This window comes from Thetidibacter halocola (assembly GCF_018224955.1).
GTDB lineage: Bacteria > Pseudomonadota > Alphaproteobacteria > Rhodobacterales > Rhodobacteraceae > Thetidibacter > Thetidibacter halocola.
The window spans coordinates 208,905-229,640 of the sequence record NZ_JAGTUU010000006.1 but is presented as its reverse complement, the minus strand read 5'-3'; the positions used below and the strand labels follow the sequence as shown (position 1 = coordinate 229,640).

The 20,736-nt window shown below is 65.7% G+C and carries 20 protein-coding genes and 3 pseudogenes; 10 read left to right on the top strand and 13 right to left on the bottom strand.

What is annotated here, in order from left to right:
* Positions 1-42 precede the first annotated feature (42 nt).
* Complete coding sequence (locus tag KB874_RS15855) at positions 43-705, bottom strand: class I SAM-dependent methyltransferase (RefSeq protein WP_212537531.1); 663 nt, start codon at positions 703-705, stop codon at positions 43-45.
* A 222-nt stretch (positions 706-927) separates the two neighbouring features.
* Between KB874_RS15855 and KB874_RS15850 the strand changes: the two genes are divergently transcribed.
* Together KB874_RS15850 and KB874_RS15845 are read left to right on the top strand one after the other, a co-directional pair.
* The gene (locus tag KB874_RS15850; RefSeq protein WP_249200542.1) at positions 928-1,380 is read left to right on the top strand and encodes a cupin domain-containing protein; all 453 of its coding nucleotides are present in this window, start codon (positions 928-930) and stop codon (positions 1,378-1,380) included.
* A gap of 94 nt (positions 1,381-1,474) precedes the next feature.
* Complete coding sequence (locus KB874_RS15845) at positions 1,475-2,704, top strand: MFS transporter (RefSeq protein WP_212537529.1); 1,230 nt, start codon at positions 1,475-1,477, stop codon at positions 2,702-2,704.
* 86 nt (positions 2,705-2,790) lie between these two features.
* Here the strand turns inward: KB874_RS15845 and KB874_RS15840 are convergent, their stop codons facing one another.
* Positions 2,791-4,122 (bottom strand): ferredoxin reductase family protein, encoded by a 1,332-nt coding sequence (locus KB874_RS15840; RefSeq protein ID WP_212537528.1) that lies wholly within the window; start codon positions 4,120-4,122, stop codon positions 2,791-2,793.
* Between the two features lie 130 nt (positions 4,123-4,252).
* On the opposite strand from KB874_RS15840, the gene KB874_RS15835 reads away from it, so the two are divergent.
* Together KB874_RS15835 and KB874_RS15830 are read left to right on the top strand one after the other, a co-directional pair.
* Positions 4,253-5,128: a 50S ribosomal protein L11 methyltransferase gene (locus tag KB874_RS15835; RefSeq protein ID WP_212537527.1), complete on the top strand. Its 876-nt coding sequence runs from the start codon at positions 4,253-4,255 to the stop codon at positions 5,126-5,128.
* A gap of 104 nt (positions 5,129-5,232) precedes the next feature.
* Complete coding sequence (locus tag KB874_RS15830) at positions 5,233-5,577, top strand: hypothetical protein (RefSeq protein WP_212537526.1); 345 nt, start codon at positions 5,233-5,235, stop codon at positions 5,575-5,577.
* Positions 5,578-5,650: 73 nt separating this feature from the next.
* Here the strand turns inward: KB874_RS15830 and KB874_RS15825 are convergent, their stop codons facing one another.
* The gene (locus KB874_RS15825) at positions 5,651-5,854 is read right to left on the bottom strand and encodes a DUF1127 domain-containing protein (protein ID WP_212537525.1); all 204 of its coding nucleotides are present in this window, start codon (positions 5,852-5,854) and stop codon (positions 5,651-5,653) included.
* A gap of 326 nt (positions 5,855-6,180) precedes the next feature.
* Here KB874_RS15825 and ruvC point away from each other — a divergent pair, with 326 nt between their 5' ends.
* The 6 genes from ruvC (at position 6,181) to KB874_RS15795 (ending at position 11,019) form a co-directional block, all read left to right on the top strand.
* Positions 6,181-6,672, top strand: a complete 492-nt coding sequence (ruvC, locus tag KB874_RS15820) for a crossover junction endodeoxyribonuclease RuvC (protein ID WP_212537524.1) — start codon at positions 6,181-6,183, stop codon at positions 6,670-6,672.
* A complete protein-coding gene (gene ruvA, locus KB874_RS15815) occupies positions 6,669-7,340 on the top strand; it encodes a Holliday junction branch migration protein RuvA (RefSeq protein WP_212537523.1) in 672 nt (223 codons plus the stop codon). The genes ruvC and ruvA overlap by 4 nt, the downstream gene beginning before the upstream one ends.
* Positions 7,341-7,374: 34 nt before the next feature.
* Entirely contained in the window at positions 7,375-8,403 is a 1,029-nt protein-coding gene (gene ruvB / locus KB874_RS15810) for a Holliday junction branch migration DNA helicase RuvB (protein ID WP_212537522.1), read from the top strand.
* A gap of 138 nt (positions 8,404-8,541) precedes the next feature.
* Entirely contained in the window at positions 8,542-9,549 is a 1,008-nt protein-coding gene (gene arsB, locus KB874_RS15805; protein ID WP_212537521.1) for an ACR3 family arsenite efflux transporter, read from the top strand.
* Between the two features lie 15 nt (positions 9,550-9,564).
* Complete coding sequence (locus KB874_RS15800; RefSeq protein ID WP_212537520.1) at positions 9,565-10,191, top strand: hypothetical protein; 627 nt, start codon at positions 9,565-9,567, stop codon at positions 10,189-10,191.
* Positions 10,192-10,257: 66 nt separating this feature from the next.
* Positions 10,258-11,019 (top strand): fumarylacetoacetate hydrolase family protein, encoded by a 762-nt coding sequence (locus tag KB874_RS15795; RefSeq protein ID WP_212537519.1) that lies wholly within the window; start codon positions 10,258-10,260, stop codon positions 11,017-11,019.
* A gap of 356 nt (positions 11,020-11,375) precedes the next feature.
* Here KB874_RS15795 and iolB read toward each other — a convergent pair whose 3' ends face one another.
* From iolB to KB874_RS23190, 10 genes and pseudogenes are all read right to left on the bottom strand, one after another.
* Complete coding sequence (gene iolB / locus KB874_RS15790; RefSeq protein WP_212537518.1) at positions 11,376-12,182, bottom strand: 5-deoxy-glucuronate isomerase; 807 nt, start codon at positions 12,180-12,182, stop codon at positions 11,376-11,378.
* A gap of 24 nt (positions 12,183-12,206) precedes the next feature.
* Positions 12,207-14,036, bottom strand: a complete 1,830-nt coding sequence (iolD, locus tag KB874_RS15785; protein WP_212537517.1) for a 3D-(3,5/4)-trihydroxycyclohexane-1,2-dione acylhydrolase (decyclizing) — start codon at positions 14,034-14,036, stop codon at positions 12,207-12,209.
* Positions 14,033-15,955, bottom strand: a pseudogene (locus KB874_RS15780) (bifunctional 5-dehydro-2-deoxygluconokinase/5-dehydro-2-deoxyphosphogluconate aldolase). The gene iolD and the pseudogene KB874_RS15780 overlap by 4 nt, the downstream one beginning before the upstream one ends.
* 13 nt (positions 15,956-15,968) lie before the next feature.
* On the bottom strand, positions 15,969-16,910 hold the full coding sequence (locus tag KB874_RS15775; protein ID WP_212537516.1) for a sugar phosphate isomerase/epimerase family protein: 942 nt from the start codon (positions 16,908-16,910) through the stop codon (positions 15,969-15,971).
* 22 nt (positions 16,911-16,932) lie between these two features.
* Positions 16,933-17,958 carry a Gfo/Idh/MocA family oxidoreductase gene (locus tag KB874_RS15770; protein WP_212537515.1) on the bottom strand — a complete coding sequence of 342 codons (1,026 nt, stop codon included), beginning with the start codon at positions 17,956-17,958 and terminating at the stop codon, positions 16,933-16,935.
* Positions 17,959-17,968: 10 nt separating this feature from the next.
* Positions 17,969-18,844 (bottom strand): annotated as a pseudogene (locus KB874_RS15765) (sugar phosphate isomerase/epimerase family protein).
* A gap of 122 nt (positions 18,845-18,966) precedes the next feature.
* Complete coding sequence (locus KB874_RS15760) at positions 18,967-19,719, bottom strand: ATP-binding cassette domain-containing protein (RefSeq protein WP_212537514.1); 753 nt, start codon at positions 19,717-19,719, stop codon at positions 18,967-18,969.
* Between the two features lie 10 nt (positions 19,720-19,729).
* Complete coding sequence (locus KB874_RS23200; RefSeq protein ID WP_283054781.1) at positions 19,730-19,981, bottom strand: hypothetical protein; 252 nt, start codon at positions 19,979-19,981, stop codon at positions 19,730-19,732.
* Positions 19,982-20,090: 109 nt separating this feature from the next.
* Positions 20,091-20,213: pseudogene (locus KB874_RS23390) on the bottom strand (ABC transporter permease subunit); the annotation flags it as partial.
* Positions 20,214-20,230: 17 nt separating this feature from the next.
* Positions 20,231-20,731 carry an ABC transporter permease subunit gene (locus KB874_RS23190; RefSeq protein ID WP_212537512.1) on the bottom strand — a complete coding sequence of 167 codons (501 nt, stop codon included), beginning with the start codon at positions 20,729-20,731 and terminating at the stop codon, positions 20,231-20,233.
* Between the last annotated feature and the right edge of the window lie 5 nt (positions 20,732-20,736).

The following is a 20,736-nucleotide window of genomic DNA, read 5'->3' as shown; positions in this document are numbered from 1 at the left end:
GGGTTTCATGCGGGAAAGCCGATGCGTTCGCCTTGATGCAGATCAGGTACGCCTGGCGGCAAAGGCCACCTGTCCGCGCGGCAGCATCCGCTCGACCCGCGCAACCTGCCAGCCGGTTACGTGGGCGAAATGCGCCACGTCCTCGGCCAGCAGGTGATAGGGCGGGCGCAGGTCATGCGTCACAACCCCGTCGGGTTGGCGAAAGGGGCGCGCCGCGCTGTCGGCGTCGGGGGCGAGGAAGACGGTGAACAGAAGCAGCTCCAGCCGGTCGAAGCGCCGCAGGTTGGTCAGCGCCCGCCGCAGGAAGGCCATCGGCAGGTGCGGAAAGACGGCAAAGGCGATGGCATGGGTGATGTCCTGGCCGACGCCGGGAAAGTCGAAAGCCGCATCCTCGACCAGGTGCGATTCGGGAAGGCGGTCGGGATCGGGCAGTTCCGCCGCCCGTCCCGCCAGCATCAATGCGCGCGAGGCGTCGGTCGCCCAGTAATGGCTGGGGTCCAGATACGGCACCGCCTTGCAGCCCAGCCGCAGCGCGCCTGCGCCGATGTCCAGCAGCACGTGGCCGGGGCGCAGCCCGGCCTCCTGCAACAGCGCCATCTGGGCGCGCCCGGTCTCGTCCCAGCGGCCGCCCACCACGTCGCGGTGCCGGCCCTTGGCGATGGCCTCGGCGTGGAAGCCGGCCTTGTCATAGGGGTTGAGCGTCATCAATTGGCTCCGTGCCGGGCTGCGCCTTTTGCGGGCGCGTGGCGCGGCGCGTCAAGGTGTTTCGCACCTTGCAGCGGGGCGGGATTGAGGCGCGACAGCAACGCCCGGACCCGGCCTGCGTCGCCCGGTCCAGATGCGACAGCCATGGTCGCATGCGGGACAGAGGGCGGTCGTTTTTCCGGCGAAACGGCGATTGAAACACGATGGATGCGGAGGCCCGCCATGGACATGATTCTTGCCGCCGAGATGGTCGCCGTTATGGCGAAGATGCCCGTGGTCGCGAATGCCGACCACGCCCCGCTGGAAGGCGGCGAGGACCCGGCCTTCGGCACCGTGCGCTGGCGGACGCTGTTCGACGCAGACCGCACCGCGACCTCGGGGATGGTCATGGGCGTGGCCGAGTTCGGGCCCGAAGGCACACTGCTGCCGCACCGCCACGGCCCGGCCGAGATCTATTTCGGCCTTGCCGGCCGTGGCACCGTTACCATCGACGGCGTCGCGCACGAGATGGCGCCGGGTGTCGCGCTGTTCATCCCCGAGGATGCCGAGCATGGCACGGTCGCGGGCGACGAGGGCCTTCGCTTTCTCTATGTCTTCCCGCGCGACCGCTTTTCCGAGGTCGAATACCGGTTCTCCGCCGCCGCGATGATGGCCGAGGCGGGCAGCGTCGGCTGACCGCGCGCAAGCGTTCCCCACCGGCGTCCAGTCTGTGCGCCGACGCACAGACGCCGGACTCGCCAGGATTTCGCGGCAGGCGTAAAGCGAAGGCATGAGTCCCGTTCCCATATCCGAGGGCCGCAGCCTGCCGGTCTGGCGGCGTCCCATGACGCTGCTGTTTCTCATGGCCATCGCCATGCCGCTGTCGTTCTCGACATGGTCGGCGCTGCTCAACAACTTCGTCATCGAGGTGGCGCAGTTCGACGGGTCGGATATCGGCTGGCTGCACACGGTGCGCGAAATCCCGGGCTTCCTGGCCTTTGGCGTGATCTTCATCATCATCTTCGTGCGGGAACAGGCGCTGGCGATGATCGCGCTGACGCTGTTGGGCGTGGCGACGGCGATCACCGCATGGTTCCCGACGATGGGCGGGCTGCTGTTCGTGACACTGCTCAGTTCCATCGGCTTTCACTATTACGAGACGGTCAACCAGAGCCTGCAATTGCAATGGCTGCCCAAGGACCGTGCGCCGCAGGTTCTGGGCCTGCTGGTCGCGGCCGGATCGGCGGCCACGCTGGTCGCCTATGTCGCCATCGTGATGACGTGGAAGGCGCTGGACCTGTCCTATGACTTCGTCTTCATGGTGTCGGGCGGGCTGACGCTGGCCATCGTGGCCTTTTGCGTGCTGAATTTCCCGCAATTCGAAAGCCCCAACCCGCAAATCAAGCGCATCATCCTGCGCCGGCGCTACTGGTTGTATTACGCGCTGCAATTCATGTCGGGGGCGCGGCGGCAGATCTTTGTCGTCTTCGCCGGGTTCATGATGGTGGAACGCTTCGGCTTCGAGGTGCACGAGGTCACGGGGCTGTTCCTGATCACCCTCGTCACCAACATGGTTCTGGCGCCGTTCTTTGGCCGCGCCGTGCACCGGTTCGGAGAGCGCCGGACCCTGATGGTGGAATATGCCGGCCTCGCCTGCGTGTTCTTCGCCTATGGCGGTATCTACTGGTTCGGCTGGGGCGTGGTTCTGGCGGCGGTTCTTTATGTGGTCGACCACATCTTCTTTGCGCTGGCGCTGGCGCTGAAGACCTATTTCCAGAAGATCGCCGATCCCGGCGACATCGCCCCTACCGCCGCCGTGGCCTTTACCATCAATCACATTGCGGCGGTGTTCCTGCCCGCGGCACTGGGATACCTGTGGCTGGTATCGCCCGGCGCGGTCTTTGGTCTTGCGACGGGCATGGCGCTGACCAGCCTCAGCCTTGCCATGCTGATCCCGCGCCACCCGGAACCGGGCAACGAGACGATCTTTGCCCGCTTCGCCCCCGCCCCGGCAGAGTGAGTCAGTGAACGGCCAGCGCGAAGATCGCGATGGCCACGACCACGAAGGCGGTCAGGAACCAGAAGGCAAAAGAGATCCGGTCGCGGCTAGTCATAGCTGAACTGCTCCAGCAGGATGTTGCGGTGTGGCACGCCCATTGCCAGCAGCGCGGGTTCCACCGATTCGAGCATCGGGGGCGGGCCGCACAGGACAAAGACCCAGGTTTTCAGAGCGTCGGTGTCCAGATGCCGACGCAGAAGGTCGGGCGTGACAAAGCCCGTCTCGCCCGTCCAGCCGTCCGAGGGTTCCGACAGGACATGCACCACCCGCAGCGGGCCGTGTTGCGTCATTGCCTGCAATTCGTCGTCGCAGACCATCTGGCTGGCGAGGCGGTTGGCGTGGATCAGCAGCCGGGGCCGGGGGTCGCCAGCGGCGTCCAGCGCGCGCAGATGCGACAGCATGGGCGCGATGCCGACCCCGCCCGCGATCAGCGCGACGCCCGCCGCGTCGCCATGTCCGTCCAGCGTCAGCGACCCGAAGGGCGCGTCGACATAAGCCGGGGTGCCGGGTTTCACCGCGCCCAGCCGGTTGGTGAAGTCGCCCAGCTCCTTGATGACGAAGCGCAGGTCCGGCCCGTCGGACGGGCTTGACGCGATGGAGAACGGGTTCTCGTCCAGCGACAGGGCGCTGTGGCCGACGCTGATCCAGGCGAAATGGCCGGGCTTGTAGCGCAGGCCGGAATGGCCCTCGGGCGACAGGCGCAATTCCCATGTCCGCTCGGCCAGCGGGGTGACGGCGGCGACGCGCCAGGGCCGGGCGCGTTTCATCATCGGCTTGACGGCATAGACCCAGCACAGCGACAGCGTGGCGACGCCCAGCATCGCCCACCAGTAACCGGCCAGGACCGGATCGCTGCTGAAGCGGCCCGCGCGTGTGGCGTGCAGCACGCCTAGACCCGCCATGGCCAGCGCCATCGTGCCATGCATCAGCCGCCAACGTTCATGCCGGAACAGCCCGTCGCGCCCCAGCGCCATGACCATCACCGCACCCAGCAGCAGCCAGGCTGCCAGGCCGGGCCAGAGGCTGGCCCAGCTGTAATCCAGCGCCGCGTTCGCCCCCGGACCGGGGCCGGGGCCGCGCCCGCGGCTTAGGCCCTGCGGGCCGTGATACAGAAACGGATGCAGCAGGATCAGCACGCTGGCGGCGCGCGCCAGCAACTGGTGCAGGCGCATCGTCACATCCATCCCGATCCGGCCCGAAATCACCCGGAACCGTCCCGACAGCAGGAATTCCACTTGGAGGATCGCCAGCCCTGCCATGCCCGCGCCCGCCGCCAGCGCGTCGCGCAGCGACAGCGCCGGCTGGTCCTGCCACATGGCAAGGCCCAGCGGCGCGCAGACAAGGCCGAGATAGAGCACGATCAGCAGAATGGCGGGCATGGGCACTTCTCCGGGGCTGATCCCTGCCTAGCATCCCGTCGCATGCGCGCCATGTGATGCGTCGTCGCGGCTTGCGGCAGGGGGGCATTCGTGACAGAGCGGAAAAAAACCTCAGCCGCCGGACTCCGCCATGCCCAAGACCTGGACCGCCTTCACCACGATCGACGACAAGGACCGCGCCGAGGCGCTGGGCGAGGCGCTGGAAGAACTCGATCCGGAACCGACGGGCATTGGCGTCTTCGAGATCGAGGACGGCTCGGGTCGGTGGGAGATCGGCGGCTATTTCGTCGAGGAACCGAACGACGTGGAACTGGCGCTGATGGCGGCGGCTTTTGGGGCGCAACCCTTCGTCGTCTCAGAGGTGCCCGATACCGACTGGGTCGACAAGGTGCGGCGTGAATTGACGCCGGTCGAGGCGGGGCGCTTTTTCGTCTATGGCAGCCATGACGCCGACAAGATCCCACCGGGCGCGGAACCGCTGCTGATCGAGGCGGCGATGGCCTTTGGCACCGGGCATCATGGCACGACGCTGGGCTGCCTGAAGGCGCTTGACCGGCTTGCGACCGAAGGGTTCGTGGGCCGTCGCGTGGCCGATATCGGCTGCGGCACGGCGGTTCTGGCGATGGCGGCGGCGCGGATCTGGCCGGATCCGGTGATCGCGTCGGATATCGACGAGGTCGCCGTCGAGGTGGCCGAGGTGAATGTCGCGGCGAACGCTCTTCAGGGCAAGGTCCGCTGCATCGAGGCGACTGGTTTCAACCATCCCGACCTGCGCGCGGCGGCGCCTTTCGACCTGGTCTTTGCCAACATCCTGATGCAGCCGCTGATCGACCTGGCTCCGGACATGGCGGCGCACCTGGCGCCGGGCGGCTACGCGATCCTCTCGGGCATCCTGACACGGCAGGCCGACGCGGTGATCGAGGCCTATGCCGCGCAGGGCGTGGCGCTGGTGCGGCAGGACGACATTGGCGACTGGGTGACGCTTTTGCTGCGCAAGCCCGACTGAAAACGGACCTGTTTTCGCCAAAAAAGCGGTGATTTGCCCCAAAATTGCCGCATTTCTTCGCCATTACTGCCTTATCCGGTGGGGGCCGGTGTTTCGAGGCTGTCATGGAAGACACGTTGCGCGATTTTCGCAAGCGTCAGCAGAACCTGCGGCGCAAGCATGAACGCATGGCCCGCGGCTATGTAACCGGAATCGATCAAAACGGCCTGATTGTCCAGACGCCCGACAGCAAGACCGGCGGACGCGTCCTGCGCCTGCTGGTGATGCTGGTGGCGGGCTTTATCGGTTTCAAGATCCTGCTGCTGGCAGGCCTGGGCCCTGAACAATACAGCCTGCATGTCACGCAACTGAAATCCGGCTCGACCGGCGAACAGGTTGGCGCGTGGTTCATGCAGATCGACCCCCTCAGCGCGTTGCTGGCGGGCTACCTCTCTCCGCTTCTCACGTAGGGTTTTCCGTTCAAACGGAAAGTCCGCTCCGGTTGCCCGGAGCGGACTTTTTCTTGCGGTCCCGCGCGATGCTTCAGCGCAGGGAAATGTCGTCGATGTCCGAGCGCGTCAGGCCGATATCGTCCAGTTCGCGGTCGGTCAGCGCGGCCAGCGCCTTGCGCGTCTGGCGTGCGTCGTTCCAGCCGGCAAAGAGCGAGACGCCGGTGACAAACATGGAACCGATGCGGCCGGCGGAGCCGACGGCGGCATGGGGGCGGGTCGTATCGAAAGCGGCCATGACGGATCTCCTGATAGAAAGGCTGCTGCGTGTTTTTCTGCAGTGCAGCTAGTCTTTCGCGAACTGCCCAGCAAGTAGGCAGAACCGCAAGGCTTCCATGCAGAATCTGCATGGCTCAGGATCCGGTTAACTGACTGTAAAATAGCTGTTAATTCACGGGTTCGCGATGTCGTTCGCGATCTCAGGGATGCCGCTTTCCGACCGCTGGAAATCGCCCGTGTCGCGTTTGCACCATCCGGTGTCGGCTTCTGCCGTCAGTGCATTAACCTTGGCAAATGTTCGCGTTTCGTGCTAGTCGTGCCGAAAAAGCAACACAAGGGGCGGTCATGCGGGTTCTGGGCATCGATCCGGGGCTTCGCACCCTCGGATGGGGGGTGATCGAGGCAGAGGGAAGCCGACTCAGGCACGTCGCCAACGGGCTGTGCCAGACGGCGTCGGGCGGCGACCTGGCGACGCGACTGCTGTCGCTTTACCGGCAATTGTCCGAAGTGGTGGAGCGCCACGCGCCCGATGTCGCGGCGGTGGAACAGACCTTCGTGAACAAGGACGCGGTGGCGACGCTGAAACTGGGGCAGGCGCGTGCCATCGCCCTTCTGGTGCCGGCGCAATTCGGGCTGGAGGTGGGCGAATATGCCCCCAACCAGGTCAAGAAGACCGTGGTCGGCGTGGGTCATGCGGACAAGCGGCAGGTCGAGCACATGGTGCTGATGCAGCTTCCCGGCTGCAAGATTGCCGGGTCCGACGCCGCCGACGCGCTGGCCATCGCCATTTGCCACGCGCATCAGAGCGGCGGCCGTCGGTTGAAGGTGGTGGCATGATCGGGCGCATCGCGGGACGGGTCGAATACAAGGGCGATGATCACGTCCTGATCGACGTGCGCGGCGTGGGCTATGTCGTGTTCTGCTCTGACCGGACGCTGGCCGCGCTGCCGGGTCCGGGCGAGGCGACCGCCTTGTGGACCGACCTCATGGTGCGCGAGGACCTGTTGCAGTTGTTCGGCTTCACCACGCTCGTGGAAAAGGAGTGGCATCGCCTGCTGATGAGCGTTCAGGGCGTGGGGGCCAAGGCCTCGCTGGCGATCCTCGGCACGCTGGGCGCGGACGGGGTCAGCCGGGCCATCGCGCTGGGTGACTGGAATTCCGTGAAGGCCGCCAAGGGGATCGGCCCAAAGACCGCGCAACGCGTTGTGAACGAATTGAAGGACAAGGCGCCCGCGGTCATGGCGATGGGCCAGTCGGCCCGGCCTGCCGTCTCCTGCGTGGACGAGAGTAATGCCGCCGTGATCGAACCCGCGCCGCGCCCACGTGCCGCCCCCGCGCCGCAGGCTGCCTCGGCGCAGGCCGAGGCGTTGTCGGCGCTGACCAACCTTGGCTACAGCCCGGGCGAGGCGGCGGGCGCCGTGGCGCAGGCAGCCGGCGAGGCCCCCGAGGCGGCGACGGCCGATCTGATCCGCGCGGCCTTGCGCCTGCTGGCACCAAATGGGTAGGCGGGGTGGAACCCCGCCCAAGGGGAGGCAGGACATGATGGAATCCGACCCGACATTGCGCCCCCAGCCGATGCCCGACGACCGCGACCGCGCCCTGCGGCCGCAGATGCTGGCAGATTTCGTCGGCCAGGCCGAGGCGCGGGCGAACCTGCGGGTCTTCATCGACAGCGCCCGGCAGCGGGCCGAGGCGATGGACCACACGCTGTTCTTTGGCCCGCCGGGCCTGGGCAAGACGACGCTGGCGCAGATCATGGCGCGTGAACTGGGCGTGGGTTTTCGCATGACCTCCGGCCCGGTGCTGGCCAAGGCCGGCGACCTGGCGGCGATCCTGACCAATCTCGAACGCAACGACGTGCTGTTCATCGACGAGATCCACCGTCTGAACGCGGTGGTCGAAGAGGTGCTTTATCCTGCGATGGAGGATTTCGAGCTGGACCTCGTGATCGGCGAAGGGCCGGCCGCGCGCACCGTGCGGATCGAGTTGCAGCCCTTCACGCTTGTCGGCGCCACGACACGGCTGGGCCTTCTGACGACGCCCTTGCGCGACCGGTTCGGCATTCCGACGCGGCTGAACTTCTACACGGTGCCGGAACTGGAGACCATCGTCGTCACCAACGCCGGCAAGCTGGGCGTGCCGGTCGAGGGCGACGGCGCGCACGAGATCGCGAAACGGTCGCGCGGGACGCCCCGGATCGCGGGGCGGCTGTTGCGTCGGGTGGTGGATTTCGCGCTGGTCGAGGGCAATGGCGTGGTGACGCAGGCGCTGGCCGACAATGCGCTGACGCGGCTGGGGGTCGATCACCTGGGGCTGGACGGCGCTGACCGGCGCTATCTGCGGCTGATCGCCGAGAATTACGCAGGCGGCCCGGTGGGGATCGAGACGCTGTCCGCCGCCCTGTCGGAAAGCCGCGACGCGCTGGAGGAAGTCGTCGAACCCTTCCTGCTGCAACAGGGGCTCATCAGCCGCACGCCGCGCGGCCGGATGCTGGCGGCCAAGGCCTGGGCGCACCTCGGCCTGGCCGCGCCGCGCCCGCCGGGACAGAGCGATCTGTTCGACGGCTGAAAGAGGGGCTCTGCCCCCGCTGCGCTGGCGCGCGACTCCCCCGGGATGTTTCCGGCCAGAAGAAAGGGGCGCGTTGCCTTGTCCGCTTGCCTATGGCCCTCGGATTGCGCAAAAGCCACCTGACGCAGGAGGCTGACAATGGGCGTTTTCGAGAGATACCTGTCGCTCTGGATCGCGCTGGCGATCGCCGCGGGCATCGCGCTGGGCCATGTCGCGCCCGGCCTGATCGGGGCGATCGCGGCGGCCGAACTGGCCAGCGTCAACCTTGTCGTCGCCGTGCTGATCTGGGCGATGGTCTATCCGATGATGGTGGGTGTCGATCCCGGCAGTCTGCGCGACATCGCCCGGCAGCCGCGCGGGCTGCTGATCACGCTGGTGGTGAACTGGCTCATCAAGCCTTTCACCATGGCGGCGCTGGCGGTTCTGTTCTTCGAAGTCGTCTTTGCCCGCTGGATCGCGCCGGAGGACGCGCAGCAATACATCGCCGGGCTGATCCTGCTGGGCGCCGCGCCGTGCACGGCGATGGTGTTCGTCTGGTCGCAACTGACGCGCGGCGACGAGACCTATACCCTGCTGCAGGTGTCGGTGAACGACCTGATCATGGTCTTTGCCTTTGCCCCCATCGTCGCGGTTCTGCTGGGTGTCACGGATATTGCCGTGCCGTGGCAGACGCTGGTTCTGTCGGTGCTGCTGTTCGTGGCGCTGCCCCTGGTCGCGGGGCTGGTGACGCGCCGCAGGCTAGGCAGACCCGAGGCGATCGAGAGCTTCAAGGCGCGGGTCAAGCCCTGGTCGGTGGTCGGGCTGATCGCGACGGTTGTGATCCTGTTCGGATTGCAGGGCCAGGTGATCCTGGACCGGCCACTGGTCATCGTCTTGATCGCCGTGCCGATCCTGCTGCAAAGCTACGGCATCTTCGCAATCGCCTATGCGGCGGCCTATGCAATGAAGGTGCCGCACCGCATCGCCGCGCCCTGCGCGCTGATCGGCACATCGAATTTCTTTGAACTCGCGGTCGCGGTGGCGATCAGCCTGTTCGGCCTGAATTCCGGCGCGGCGCTGGCCACGGTGGTGGGTGTGCTGGTCGAGGTGCCGGTGATGCTGACGCTGGTCGCCTTTGCCAACCGCACCCGCGCGCGCTTCGCCTGAAAGCCGAGGACTGCCATGACCCCTGACGAGATCCGGTCGCTGTTCACCCGTTCCGATGGTTCCTATCTGTGCGCCCGCTGGGGCCGCCCCATCGCGCCGATCGTCTTTGGCGTCGAGGACGCGACGCTGTCGGTTGTGAAGGGCGCGTATCAAGCGGTCTGCGCGCTGGCGGGGCACCAGATGGCCGAGACGGACCCGGAACTGGGCGTCAACGCCATGGTATTCTTCTTCCGCGACTGGGACGAGTTGCTGGCCGTGCCCGACCTGGATCGGCTGGTCGAGGGGCTTGAGCCGCTGGTGGCGCGGCTGAAAGCGGCGGATGCAAACCAGTATCGCGTCTTCCGCTTCGACGCGAATGGTGCGATCCGCGCCTGTTTCGTGTTCCTTCGAATCGACGAACACCTGTTGGCGGTGCCGGCCGAGACGCTGGCGCTGAGCCAGGTGGTGCAGTCGATCCTGCTGTGGTCCGACACGGCTTTTTCCGACCGTTCGCCCCTTGGCCAGCTGGAGGATGGGCGCGTTGTGCTGCGGCCCGAGATCGCCGGGCTGATCCGTGCGGCCTATGACCCGGTGATGCCCGCCGTGGCGCAGGATCCGAGCCACGCGTTGCGGCTGGCGGCACGGATCGGGCTGCCGTCCTGAAACCGGGCTTTGACGGATGCGGCCGGCTTGGCTAAAGCCGGAGGCGGAGCGAAGGGGAGGATTACCATGACAACCTGGGCAAGAGCCAAGACGACCGATGGGCGCGTTCTGTGTGGCGTGATCGAGGGGGCGATGCTGCATCCGCGCGCGGGCCTCGGATCGGACGAGGCGGCGGGCGACGCCGTGGCGCTGGAGGGGCTGCGGATGCTGCCGCCCTGCGTGCCGGGCAAGTTTTTCGGCCTGTGGAACAACTTCAAGGCGGCGGCGGAAAAGAACGGCTGGGGCACGCCCGAGCATCCGCTGTATTTCCTGAAGCCCGACACGGCGCTGTCCGGCCCCGGCGATACGGTGGTCATCCCCGAGGATGCGGGCCGCGTGCTGTTCGAGGGCGAGTTGGGCATCGTGATCGGCAAGCGGTGCAAGAATGTCCCGGTTGAGGACGCGGCGGACGCGATCCTCGGCTATACCTGCGTCAACGATCTGACGGCTCTGAACATCCTGACGGCGGACGAGTCGTTCCCGCAATGGACGCGGTCCAAGGGTTATGACGGGTTCGGCGTGATCGGGCCGGTGATCCAGACCGGGCTGGACTGGCGCGACCTGGTCGTGAAGGTCAACGTCAACGGGCGCGAGCGGCAGTCCTACGAGGCGTCCGACATGGTGTTCGGCCCCGAAGAGATCGTCGCCCGCCTATCGCGCGACATGACCCTGATGCCGGGTGACGTGATTGCCTGCGGCACCTCTCTGGGCGCGCGGCCGGTGAAGGCGGGCGATGAGGTCGTCGTGAGCATCGACGGAATCGGCGATCTGCCGGTGACGATGGCATAAGGCGGAGTCTGCCCTCAGACGCCGATGTCGGGCATTCGAGCCGGGAGGCACGAAGGAATCGCCGGCGTCACCGCCCAAGCTGCCCTTGTCAGACGGACCGTGGCCGGAAATCGGCGAAACCGAAGCCGCAGATCAGACGGTCCTTTGCAAGAAGCACTTGGCCCCGGGCGGTGTGAGGCCTCGCAATACAGGTCACAGCCGACGTTGTGCGAGTTGGCGACATCCGAAGCGCAGGGCGCGCTTGCCATGGACATGAAGAGCGCCCGGGTGAGGCAGGGAATTCGAGAGTTGGGCAGCAACGAATTCTCAATAACCACAACCCGGTATTGGCAACCAGGAAACGCTTCGGCCGAGCGTCATGCATCCCGCTCCATTATCCACTCGACCTCTGGCGCGGGCATGAAGCGCCATTTGCGCAGTGGCCCTGCCATGACGTTCAGATAGTACATCTCGAACCCGTAAGGCGCGCTGCAAGGATGATGCCCGCGCGGAACGAGAACCACGTCGCCATCGGAAACGGCCATCGTTTTGTCCAGCATCCGGTCGTCGGTGTAGACGCGCTGGATGCCAAAGCCCGAGGCGGGGTTCAGCCGGTGGTTATACGTCTCTTCAAGATAGGTGATGCGGGGATAATCGTCCTCGTAATGGCGGTGGCTGGGATAGGACGACCAATGGCCGGCGGGGGTAAAGACCTCGGTGACCAGCAGCGGGTCGCAACAATCCTCGGTCTCCATGGCGATGTTGTTGATGTGCCGTGTGTTCGTGCCTCTGCCGCGCTCGGTCAGGGTAATGCCCTCGGGACCGATGCGCCGCGCCCCATGCCCGCCCCGTCCGGGTGCGGAGCATACGGCGATCACGCAATCGGTGTCCGCGCGCGCCTGCCAGTCGCTGCCGTTGGGCAGGCAGAGGCAATGCGGCGGCGTCTTCTCAAAGACATTCATCCGCTCACCGAGCACGCCCCAGTCCTGTCCAGCGCCGTGAATGCCGGCCTTTCCTTCGACCATGACGAGGATGACCTCGCGGTCACCCGTCGCCTCGGTCACGCTGTCCCCTGCCCGCAGGCGGTAGAGGGAAAAGCCGACATGGCGCCAACCCGCCGATTGGGGCGTGATCTCGTGGACCTTGCCATGGCTCCCGAATGGCTTGCGCAACAACTCCGCCATTTCCTCTCTCCCTTTTCCGTGGCCTCAGTTGAAGGTCTTCTGCAACGCCGCGTTGGCATTGTAGCGGCCGCGCGCTTCTTCGAGACGGGCGGGGCCGCCGATCTGTGGCACTGCGACATCCCACCAGTGTCCGCCGCTGTCGAGGCCGGGCACGGCGTCGGTTTCGATCAGGATGACCGAGGGCACGTCACGACTGCGGGCCTCGACGATCTTGCGCCCCAGATCGGCGATATCGGCCGCCTTTTCCGCATGCGCGCCCATCGCGGCAGCATGTGCGACGAAGTCGATTTCAGGCCAGACGTCGCTGTCCTTGTACATGTTGTCGAACTCGGCCCCGCCGCATTCGATCTGCAGCCGGTTGATGCAGCCATAGCCCGAATTGTCGGTCAGCACGACGGTGAAGGGCGCCTTGCGGGCCGCAGCCGTGGCAAGCTCGGAATTGGCCATCATGTAGGAGCCGTCACCGACGAAGCAGATGACCTCTTTCTCCGGCGCGGCGAGCTTGATGCCCATCGCTCCGGCAACCTCGTAGCCCATGCAGGAATAGCCATATTCCATATGGTATCCGCCCTGCGCCGCCTGCCAGAGGACTTGCAACGCACCGGGCATCGTCCCGGCGGCACACATCGCTACGGAGTTATCTTCGGCGACGCGTTGCACCGCGCCGATCACCTGCGCATCCGTCGGCAGCGCCTTGCTGTCGGGCTCGGGCGCGGCCGTTACGCGACCGACCTCTGCGATCCACGCCTCGCGCGTCGCGGGATCGTGCGCATCGAAGCGCAGATCGCCCAAGGCGGCCGTGAGTTTCTCGAGTGAGACCTTGGCATCGCCTACCAGCGGCGTCGCCAGGTGCTTGCCCGCGTCGTAGGGGTGCAGGTTGACCGACACCAGCCTCCGGCCCGCCTTGCCGAAAACCGTCCACGACCCGGTGGTGAAGTCCTGGAACCGCGTGCCGACGCCGATCACAAGATCAGCCTGGGACGCCAGTTCGTTGCCGCAGCCCGACCCGGTCACGCCGGGCGAGCCGAAGTTGAGGGGGTTGCTTGCGGCGATCCCGCCCTTGCCGGCCTGGGTTTCGAGCACGGGGATATTGTGCCTTTCCGCGAAGCGCCTGAGCGTTTCCTCGGCCCCTGAATTAAGCACGCCGCCGCCCGCCACGATCACCGGTCGTTCCGCGCCGGCGATCATCTTCGTCACGTCGGCGACCTCGCGCGGGTCGGGTTCGGGACGGCGGATGCGCCATGTGCGCGGTTCAAAGAACGCCGTTGGGTAGTCGTGGGACTCGGCCTGAACGTCCTGACAGAACGCCAGAACCACGGGGCCGCAATTCTGCGGATCGGTCATCACCGCCATCGCACGCGGCAGGCAGGTCAACAGGTGTTCCGGGCGCGAGATCCGGTCGAAGTACCGCGCGACCGGCTTGAAGCAGTCGTTCGCGCTGACCGTGCCATCGTCGAAATCCTCGATCTGCTGCAACACCGGGTCTGGATGTCGGTTGGCAAAGACATCGCCGGGAACCAGCAGGACCGGAAGCCGGTTGACGTGCGCCAGCGCGCAGGTCGTGACCATGTTGGTCGCACCCGGCCCGATGGAGGATGTCACGGCCATCGCCTTGCGGCGCTTCATGGTCTTGGCATAGGCGATGGCGGCGTGGGCCATGGTCTGTTCGTTCTGGCCACGCGATGTCGGCAAGTCATCGCGGTAGCGGTACAGCGCCTCGCCGATCCCGGCAACGTTGCCGTGATCGAAGATCGCCCAGGCCCCCTCGATAAAGCGGTCGCCGTCTTCTGTCATCTGGACCGAAAGCCACTTCACCATGGCCTGCGCCGCCGTGAGCTTGATCGTGTCGGTCATGCGACCACCTCCTCTTTCAGGCCCAAGCGGGCCTCATCCCAGATGCGGCAGAGCCGCGTATACGTGTCCGCCATGCGGGTCACGGCCTCGTCGTCGCCGATCCTGCCCGACAGCCAGTCGCGCGCCGCCGGGCCGAAAATTGTTCGACCAACGGCAAAGCCACGAACCAGCGGCTGTTTGGCGGTCAGTGCGAAACTCGCGGCCAGGTCCTTTTCAGGCGCATCGAGGCCCAGAACCACGATTCCGCGTGTGTGCATGTCGTTGCTTTCGAACGCATCGACGGACTTTTGCCATGCGGCGCCGGTCTTGAAGGGTTCCAGCTTCCACCAGTCGGGCCAAACATCCAGGTTGTAGAAGCGCTGGATGATCCGCGGCGTAGTGTCGTCATCCACGGGCGCGACCTTGGACGGGATGACCTCGAGCAGGAACTCCAGCCCGTTGCGGCGCGCGGCGTGGAACACCCGGATGACCGTCGCCTCCTGCGAGGCCCACGTCTAGGCATCGTCATCGGGATGGCAGAAGCAAAGACACTTGACCACGTGATCGGAGGGCCATTCGCGCAGCCCGCCGAAGTCCGGCCCGATCTCGGGTTCCAGCATCAGCGGGCGCGATCCGGGCCATTCCGCCGGCCTCCCGATCCAGAGCCCGGTGCCAGCGGCGGCGTGAAGCGCGTCACGCCCGATCCGATTGTCGCAGAGGATGCCGTAGCCGGGTTTGCCGCCCTGAACGCTGAGAGCGGCGTTCAGGCAGAATTCCTTGAAGGGGCCGCCCTTCTCGGGCTGGTAGCCGTCCATCTCTTCCAGTTGCAGGCGGTGATCGAAGGCAAAGACCCGCATGGTCGACCAGTCGCCGCCATTGTGGTTGCGGGAGCGGTTCGTGGCCCAGTGGATCTGTTCCAGCGCCGTGTCGTTTCTCAGGTCCGGACGCACAATTCCGCGTTCGAAGAAGAACTGTAATTCCGCCCAGCTTGGGTAGGCCGGGGTGCAGCCATGGCGCGAGACGGCAAAGGCACCGCAGGCATTGGCGTATTTCAGGGCCTTGGGCCAGTCCACGCCATCGAGCCAGCCCTTGATCAGCCCGGACATGAAGCCGTCGCCAGCGCCCAGCACGTTGAAGACCTCGATGGGAAAGCCGGGACCGGTCTGGCCGTCGTCGAGGCTGTCGGGGACAGCGCCTTCGAAGGCCGCGGCGCTCCTCGAACCACGCTTGCAGACCAGCGTCGCGTCCGAGACCGCGCGCAGTGCCGCGATCGTGTCGGTTGATCCGCCCGCGATGTGGAACTCTTCCTCCGTGCCGACGATGAGGTCGAAATAATGGAGGGTTTCCTGCAGCTTGGTCGTGACCTTGCCCGAGGCGACGAAACGGCTTTCACCCTCGCCATGGCCTGCGACGCCCCAGAGGTTCGGACGGTAATCGATGTCGAGCGCCGTCTGCATCCCCTCGTCGCGGGCGATCTTCAGCGCCTTCAGCGTCGCCGCCTCGACCTGCAGGTGCGACAGGTGTGTGCCCGTGGCGACGACCGCGTGGGCGCTGCGGATGAACGCCTCGTCGATATCGGCCTCGGTCCGGCCCATATCGGCGCAATCCGAACGATAGAAGATCAGCGGGAACTGCGCCTGGTCGCGGATGCCCAGCAAGACGAGCGCCGTCAGCCGGTCCGGATCGACCTTTACGCCGTCGGTGTTCACGCCCTCGCGGGCGAGCTGCTCGATGATGAAGCGGCCCATGTGTTCGTCGCCGACGCCGGTGATGACTGCGGATTTCAGGCCCAGCCGCGCCGTGCCGCAGGCGATGTTGGTGGGCGATCCGCCGATGTATTTCGAGAAGGACCCCATGTCCTCCAACCGTCCGCCGATCTGGTCGCCGTACAGATCGACCGAGGAGCGGCCTATGGTGATCACGTCGAGTGTCTTGGTCATGTCGTACCCTCCCTCAGCGGATGATCGTGGCCTGAAGCGCGTCGATAGACGACCGGATGCCCGCCTCGGTCGACATGGTGAAATCCTCCATTTCCAGCGAAACCCAGTCGTCGTAGCCGAACATGCCGACGACCGAGAAAAACTCCTTCCACCATTGCAGGTCGTGCCCGGCGCCGACCGCGACGTAGTTCCATGTACGGTTCTTCACGTCGGTCACCTCGCGCGTCTCGAGCAGGCCATCGACGTCGGCGCGGCCGCGTTCGATGCGGGTGTCCTTGCCATGGCAGTGGTGGATGGCATCCCCAAGCGCGCGTGCCGAGGCGATGGGGTCCGCACCCATCCACATCAGGTGGCTGGGGTCGAGGTTCATGCCGACTTTCTCGCCCACTTCGTTGCGCAGCCGGAACAACGTCTCGGGGTTCCAGACAAGCATCGCCGAGAAGTTTTCCAGCGCGTACTTCTCGACGCCGACTTCGTCCGCGAGTTTCACGAGGTCGTGCCAGAGCGGAAAGGCCCGGTCTTCCCATTGGTAGCGGTCGCGCTCGGGCATCTCGGCGGGCCAGGACTTTGTATAGACCAGCCAGTTCGGGACCATGTCACCGGGGGCCGCTTCGGGCAGGCCCGACATGGTGACGATCTTCCTGATGCCGATCTCTCCGGCAAGGCGGATGGTGTCCTCCATCTCCTTGCGGTGACGCTTGCCCATTTCGCCCGGGTCCAGCGGGTTGGCCGAGCAGTTGAGGGCTGCGATCTGCAGCCCGCGGGCCTCGATCTCCTTCAGCCGTTTCTTCAGTTCGCCCTTGTCGGCGAGCAGGATTTCAGCGCGAAAATGCGGCGCGGGCGACCAGCCGCCGCCGGTCATCTCGATGCCCTCGACACCGAGATCGACGCATTTGTCCAGCATGTCGGTGAAGGACAGATCGCCCATCACATCGGTACAGATCGAGAGTTTCATGTGTCTTTCTCCGATAGCGGGGTCATTCCGCGGCGAGCGCGGAGGGGGCGCCGTGTAGCGCGGGTTTTTCGACCATCTTGATGCGCTCGAGCCCGCCACTTGCCGCGGCGCGCAGGGCGGCGTCGGCGGTCAACGTGGCGGCATAGCCATCCCACGCCGAGGGGCCGGTCGCGGTGCCCTCTCCGGCGGCGGCAATCCATTCGCGGAACTCCTGGTCGTAGGCCTCGATGAAGCGCTCGCGCCAATCCTCGGGGATCGCCTGCCGGATGCCGTGACCATCCGTCACGACCGTTGCTGGCCTGTGCGGCAGCGCGGCGATGCCGGCCTCGCAGCTCACTTCGCCGAGGATGTCGTAGTCATAGGTGATGCTGACCGATATCTCGACATCCACCAGCGCGCCGCTCGCCATGTGCAGCAGCACGAAATGCGGGTCGCGCAATTCGCCGCCCTGCTGAGAGCGGCGGGGCAGCCGAACCTCGACACCGGTGATTTCATCCGACAGCAGCCAGCGCGCAATGTCGGCGTCGTGCACCAGCGTATCGTTCAGCGGCATCTCGGAGGTGTAGAGCCCCTCTGGCACCGACGCGTTGCGGTGCACCGAGTGATACATCAGCGGTGCGCCCAGAGTGGCGCCGTCGATCACCGCCTTGAGGCGGCGATAGTCGGCTTCGAAGCGGCGCATGAAACCAACCTGCACGAGACGGCGGTCAAAGGTCACCTCCGCCTCGATGACCTTGAGCGCCGCCGCCTCTGACGTCACCATGGGTTTCTCGCGGAACACCGGCTTGCCGACGGCAAGGCATTCGAGAAGCTGCTCTTCGTGGGCGGCGCCCCAGGAACAGATGACGATCGCCTCCACGGCGTCACACCGGATCAGGTCCTTGTCCGAGGCGAAGACTTGCGCTCCTGCTGGCGCGACTTCTGCGGCGCGCGCCTCGTCGATGTCGCTGACGGCGACCACCTCGACGCCGGACAGGACCTTGGTCAGGCGGCGGATATGATCCTGGCCGATCATTCCCGTGCCGATGACTCCAACTTTCAAAGACATGGTGCGGCCCTCACTGGAAATGTTTGTCGATGAGGCGTTGCATCTCGCCGCGCATGAACAGGCCGCTCTCGTCGGCCTTTTCCTCCCAGGCGAAGACACAGGCGGTCACGATGCCGTCGAAGCCGATCTCGGCCAGCGTGCGGTAGAAATCGTCCCACGGCACTTCGCCCTGACCGATATTCAGGTGTTGGTGCACCCGCGCGGTCGAACCAGGTGGGTTGATGATGTAGCGCAGGCCCGAGCTGGCCTTGTGGTTGAACGTGTCGGCGATGTGGACATGGGCCAGAACGTCCGCGCACTCCTTCAGCATCGCCAACGTGTCATCGCCGAAATAGAACGTGTGCGGCGTGCAGTAGAGGAACTTGACGCGCGGGCTGTTCACCGTGCGGATCCGGTCCACAGACGGTTGCAGCGTCTCGACCCAGTCCTCGGGGTGCGGCTCTATATGCAGGTTGATGCCCTAACGCTCGAAGACCGGCACCAGTTCCTCCATCGAACGCCACCATGCGTCCTCGCAGGCCTTGACCATCGAACCAGTGTGACAGCAATAGCAGGTGCCCTTGTCAGGGTGCGGGCCCCGGTCGAATTCGGAGTTCATCGTGTCGACGCCCAACTCGACGGCGATCTCGATGGCGCGCTTCCAGTGGCGGACGGTGGCCTTGCGCTCGTCCTCGTCGTTGCTGGCCCAGCGATACATCGGCAGCAGCGTCGCGACGCCGACGCCGGAATCCGACAGCGCCTTCCTGAACGACTTGATACGGTCAGGAAAGACGCGCGGCGACTTGAACCATTCGAGAAAGTCGGCGCGCGGGCTCAGTTCGATCCACTGGTAGCCGAGTTCGGCCACTTTCGACGGCAGAGCCTCGAGCGAGAGGTGACGGTGCATGAAGGGGTCGAGTGCGATTTTCACAATATCCTCCCTTGGCCGCGGATGATGCAGCCGGATTGTCTGGTTTCAGGAATGGTTTGGCGGGCGTCCCGCCGGGGCATGCGGCGCGCCTGACGCCGTCAATGCGTCGGTGGCGGCGGGTGGCCTTCGTGGGTTTCCATGTAGCCTTCGACCTCCATGTCGAGGCTGGCGAGCGCACCACGGATCAGCACCGCGAAGTGATCTCCGACCGCCATGGCATGCGTGACCTGGTGGGTGATGACGATCACCGCCAGACCGCGCTTGCGCGCTTCGAGGACGATGCGCAGGACGTGGCTGGCCTGCTTGACGCCGAGCGCCGCAGTCGGCTCGTCGAGGATCAGCACGCGCGCTCCGAAATGCACGGACCGTGCAATGGCCAGAGACTGGCGTTCGCCGCCCGACAGGCCGCCGATCAGCCGGTCGCCGTTGTCGATGCGCGTGATGCCCATCGCCTGGACCGCCTTCACCGCCGTCTCGTTTGCGGTCTTTCGATCGAAGATCTTGAAGGGTCCGATCTTCCTGGTCGGCTCGACGCCCACAAAGAAGGACCGCCCGATGGACATCAGCGGGAACGTGCCGCCGAACTGATGCACCGTCGAAATCCCGCGATCCTGCGCGTCCTTCGGGCGCTCGAAGCTGATTTCTTCGCCATCCATGAAGATCTGGCCCGAGGTCGGTTTGTGCACGCCGGCGAGCGTCTTGATCAGGGTGGACTTGCCGGCGCCGTTGTCGCCGAGGAGGCATAGCACTTCGCCCGCGTTCACCTTGAGCGAGATGTCGTGGACAACATCGATCGGCCCGAAGGACTTGTTGACGTTCCGCAGTTCCTGAACAGAGGTCTTGTCGATCATCGGTCTATCCTCACTTGGCTTTCTTCGGCGCATAGGTCAGCGCCAGCTTGCGGAAATTGTTGTTCATCAACACGGTCAAGAGCAGCATCACGCCGATGATCAGGCTCGACCGGTTGCGGTCGATGTCGGTGAAGTAGATGCCCTGGCTGACGACCGCGAAGGTCAGCGTGCCGCAGAATATCCCCAGCTCCGAGCCGAAGCCGCCGGTCAGAAGCACGCCTCCGACCACCACGCAGACCACGGCGTTGAAGATGTAGTTCATGCCACCGGACACCTGCGCCGAGTTGAACAGGATCGCGCCGCAACATGCCGATGAAGGTCGCGCTGACGGCGGACAGGACGAACAGGCCGATGGTCAGACGGTCGGTCGGGATGCCCGCGTTGCGCGCGCTCACCCTGTCGCCGCCCATGGCGAAGATCCAGTTGCCGAGCGGCGTGTGGTGCATCACCACGTAGTAGACGGCGGTCAGCGCCAGCCACCAGAGGATGATCACCTGCCACGACCCGCCGATCAGCGTGCCGAAGATCGTTTGGCCCAGCCGGGCGCGGCGGCCAGGGCAACGCTGGCATTGCCGGTCAGCAGCACCGAGGCCGACAGGACCACGCCCTGCATTGCGACCAGCGTGCCCAGCGTGACGATCAGCGACGGCACCGTGGTGCGGACCTTCAGGAACCCGTTCACGAGGCCGACGATCACGCCAAGTCCGAGCGCGCCCGCCATGCCGACGACGATGGGCAGTTCGTGATAGCCCGACAGGATGGCGACGGTCATGGAGCCCGCTGGGATCATCGCGCCGATCGAGATGTTGAGCTCGCCCGAGATCATCAGGAGGCCCATGGGCAGCGCGACGATGCCGAGATTGGCCGCGAAGTTCACCCAGCTGGCCGCGCCAAGCATGGTTCCGAGGTTCACGCCGCCGAAGACCACGAAGAAGGCGACTACGGCGACCAGGCTCAGGATGGCGCCCGCTTCGGGACGGCGCATCAGGGGTGCAAGGATTGCAGTGTTCATGGGTC

Bases quoted from the DNA above. Each gene is read 5' to 3' on its own strand.
- iolB (WP_212537518.1), bottom strand. From the start codon at position 12,182: ATGGCGGAGTTGTTGCGCAAGCCATTCGGGAGCCATGGCAAGGTCCAC.
- KB874_RS15800 (WP_212537520.1), top strand. From the start codon at position 9,565: ATGACCCCTGACGAGATCCGGTCGCTGTTCACCCGTTCCGATGGTTCC.
- KB874_RS15845 (WP_212537529.1), top strand. From the start codon at position 1,475: ATGAGTCCCGTTCCCATATCCGAGGGCCGCAGCCTGCCGGTCTGGCGG.
- ruvA (WP_212537523.1), top strand. From the start codon at position 6,669: ATGATCGGGCGCATCGCGGGACGGGTCGAATACAAGGGCGATGATCAC.
- KB874_RS15855 (WP_212537531.1), bottom strand. From the start codon at position 705: ATGACGCTCAACCCCTATGACAAGGCCGGCTTCCACGCCGAGGCCATC.
- arsB (WP_212537521.1), top strand. From the start codon at position 8,542: ATGGGCGTTTTCGAGAGATACCTGTCGCTCTGGATCGCGCTGGCGATC.
- KB874_RS15830 (WP_212537526.1), top strand. From the start codon at position 5,233: ATGGAAGACACGTTGCGCGATTTTCGCAAGCGTCAGCAGAACCTGCGG.
- iolD (WP_212537517.1), bottom strand. From the start codon at position 14,036: ATGACCGACACGATCAAGCTCACGGCGGCGCAGGCCATGGTGAAGTGG.
- KB874_RS15840 (WP_212537528.1), bottom strand. From the start codon at position 4,122: ATGCCCGCCATTCTGCTGATCGTGCTCTATCTCGGCCTTGTCTGCGCG.
- KB874_RS23200 (WP_283054781.1), bottom strand. From the start codon at position 19,981: ATGAACTACATCTTCAACGCCGTGGTCTGCGTGGTGGTCGGAGGCGTG.
- ruvB (WP_212537522.1), top strand. From the start codon at position 7,375: ATGATGGAATCCGACCCGACATTGCGCCCCCAGCCGATGCCCGACGAC.
- KB874_RS15795 (WP_212537519.1), top strand. From the start codon at position 10,258: ATGACAACCTGGGCAAGAGCCAAGACGACCGATGGGCGCGTTCTGTGT.
- KB874_RS15775 (WP_212537516.1), bottom strand. From the start codon at position 16,910: ATGAAACTCTCGATCTGTACCGATGTGATGGGCGATCTGTCCTTCACC.
- KB874_RS15850 (WP_249200542.1), top strand. From the start codon at position 928: ATGGACATGATTCTTGCCGCCGAGATGGTCGCCGTTATGGCGAAGATG.
- ruvC (WP_212537524.1), top strand. From the start codon at position 6,181: ATGCGGGTTCTGGGCATCGATCCGGGGCTTCGCACCCTCGGATGGGGG.
- KB874_RS15760 (WP_212537514.1), bottom strand. From the start codon at position 19,719: ATGATCGACAAGACCTCTGTTCAGGAACTGCGGAACGTCAACAAGTCC.
- KB874_RS15825 (WP_212537525.1), bottom strand. From the start codon at position 5,854: ATGGCCGCTTTCGATACGACCCGCCCCCATGCCGCCGTCGGCTCCGCC.
- KB874_RS15835 (WP_212537527.1), top strand. From the start codon at position 4,253: ATGCCCAAGACCTGGACCGCCTTCACCACGATCGACGACAAGGACCGC.
- KB874_RS15770 (WP_212537515.1), bottom strand. From the start codon at position 17,958: ATGTCTTTGAAAGTTGGAGTCATCGGCACGGGAATGATCGGCCAGGAT.
- KB874_RS23190 (WP_212537512.1), bottom strand. From the start codon at position 20,731: ATGAACACTGCAATCCTTGCACCCCTGATGCGCCGTCCCGAAGCGGGC.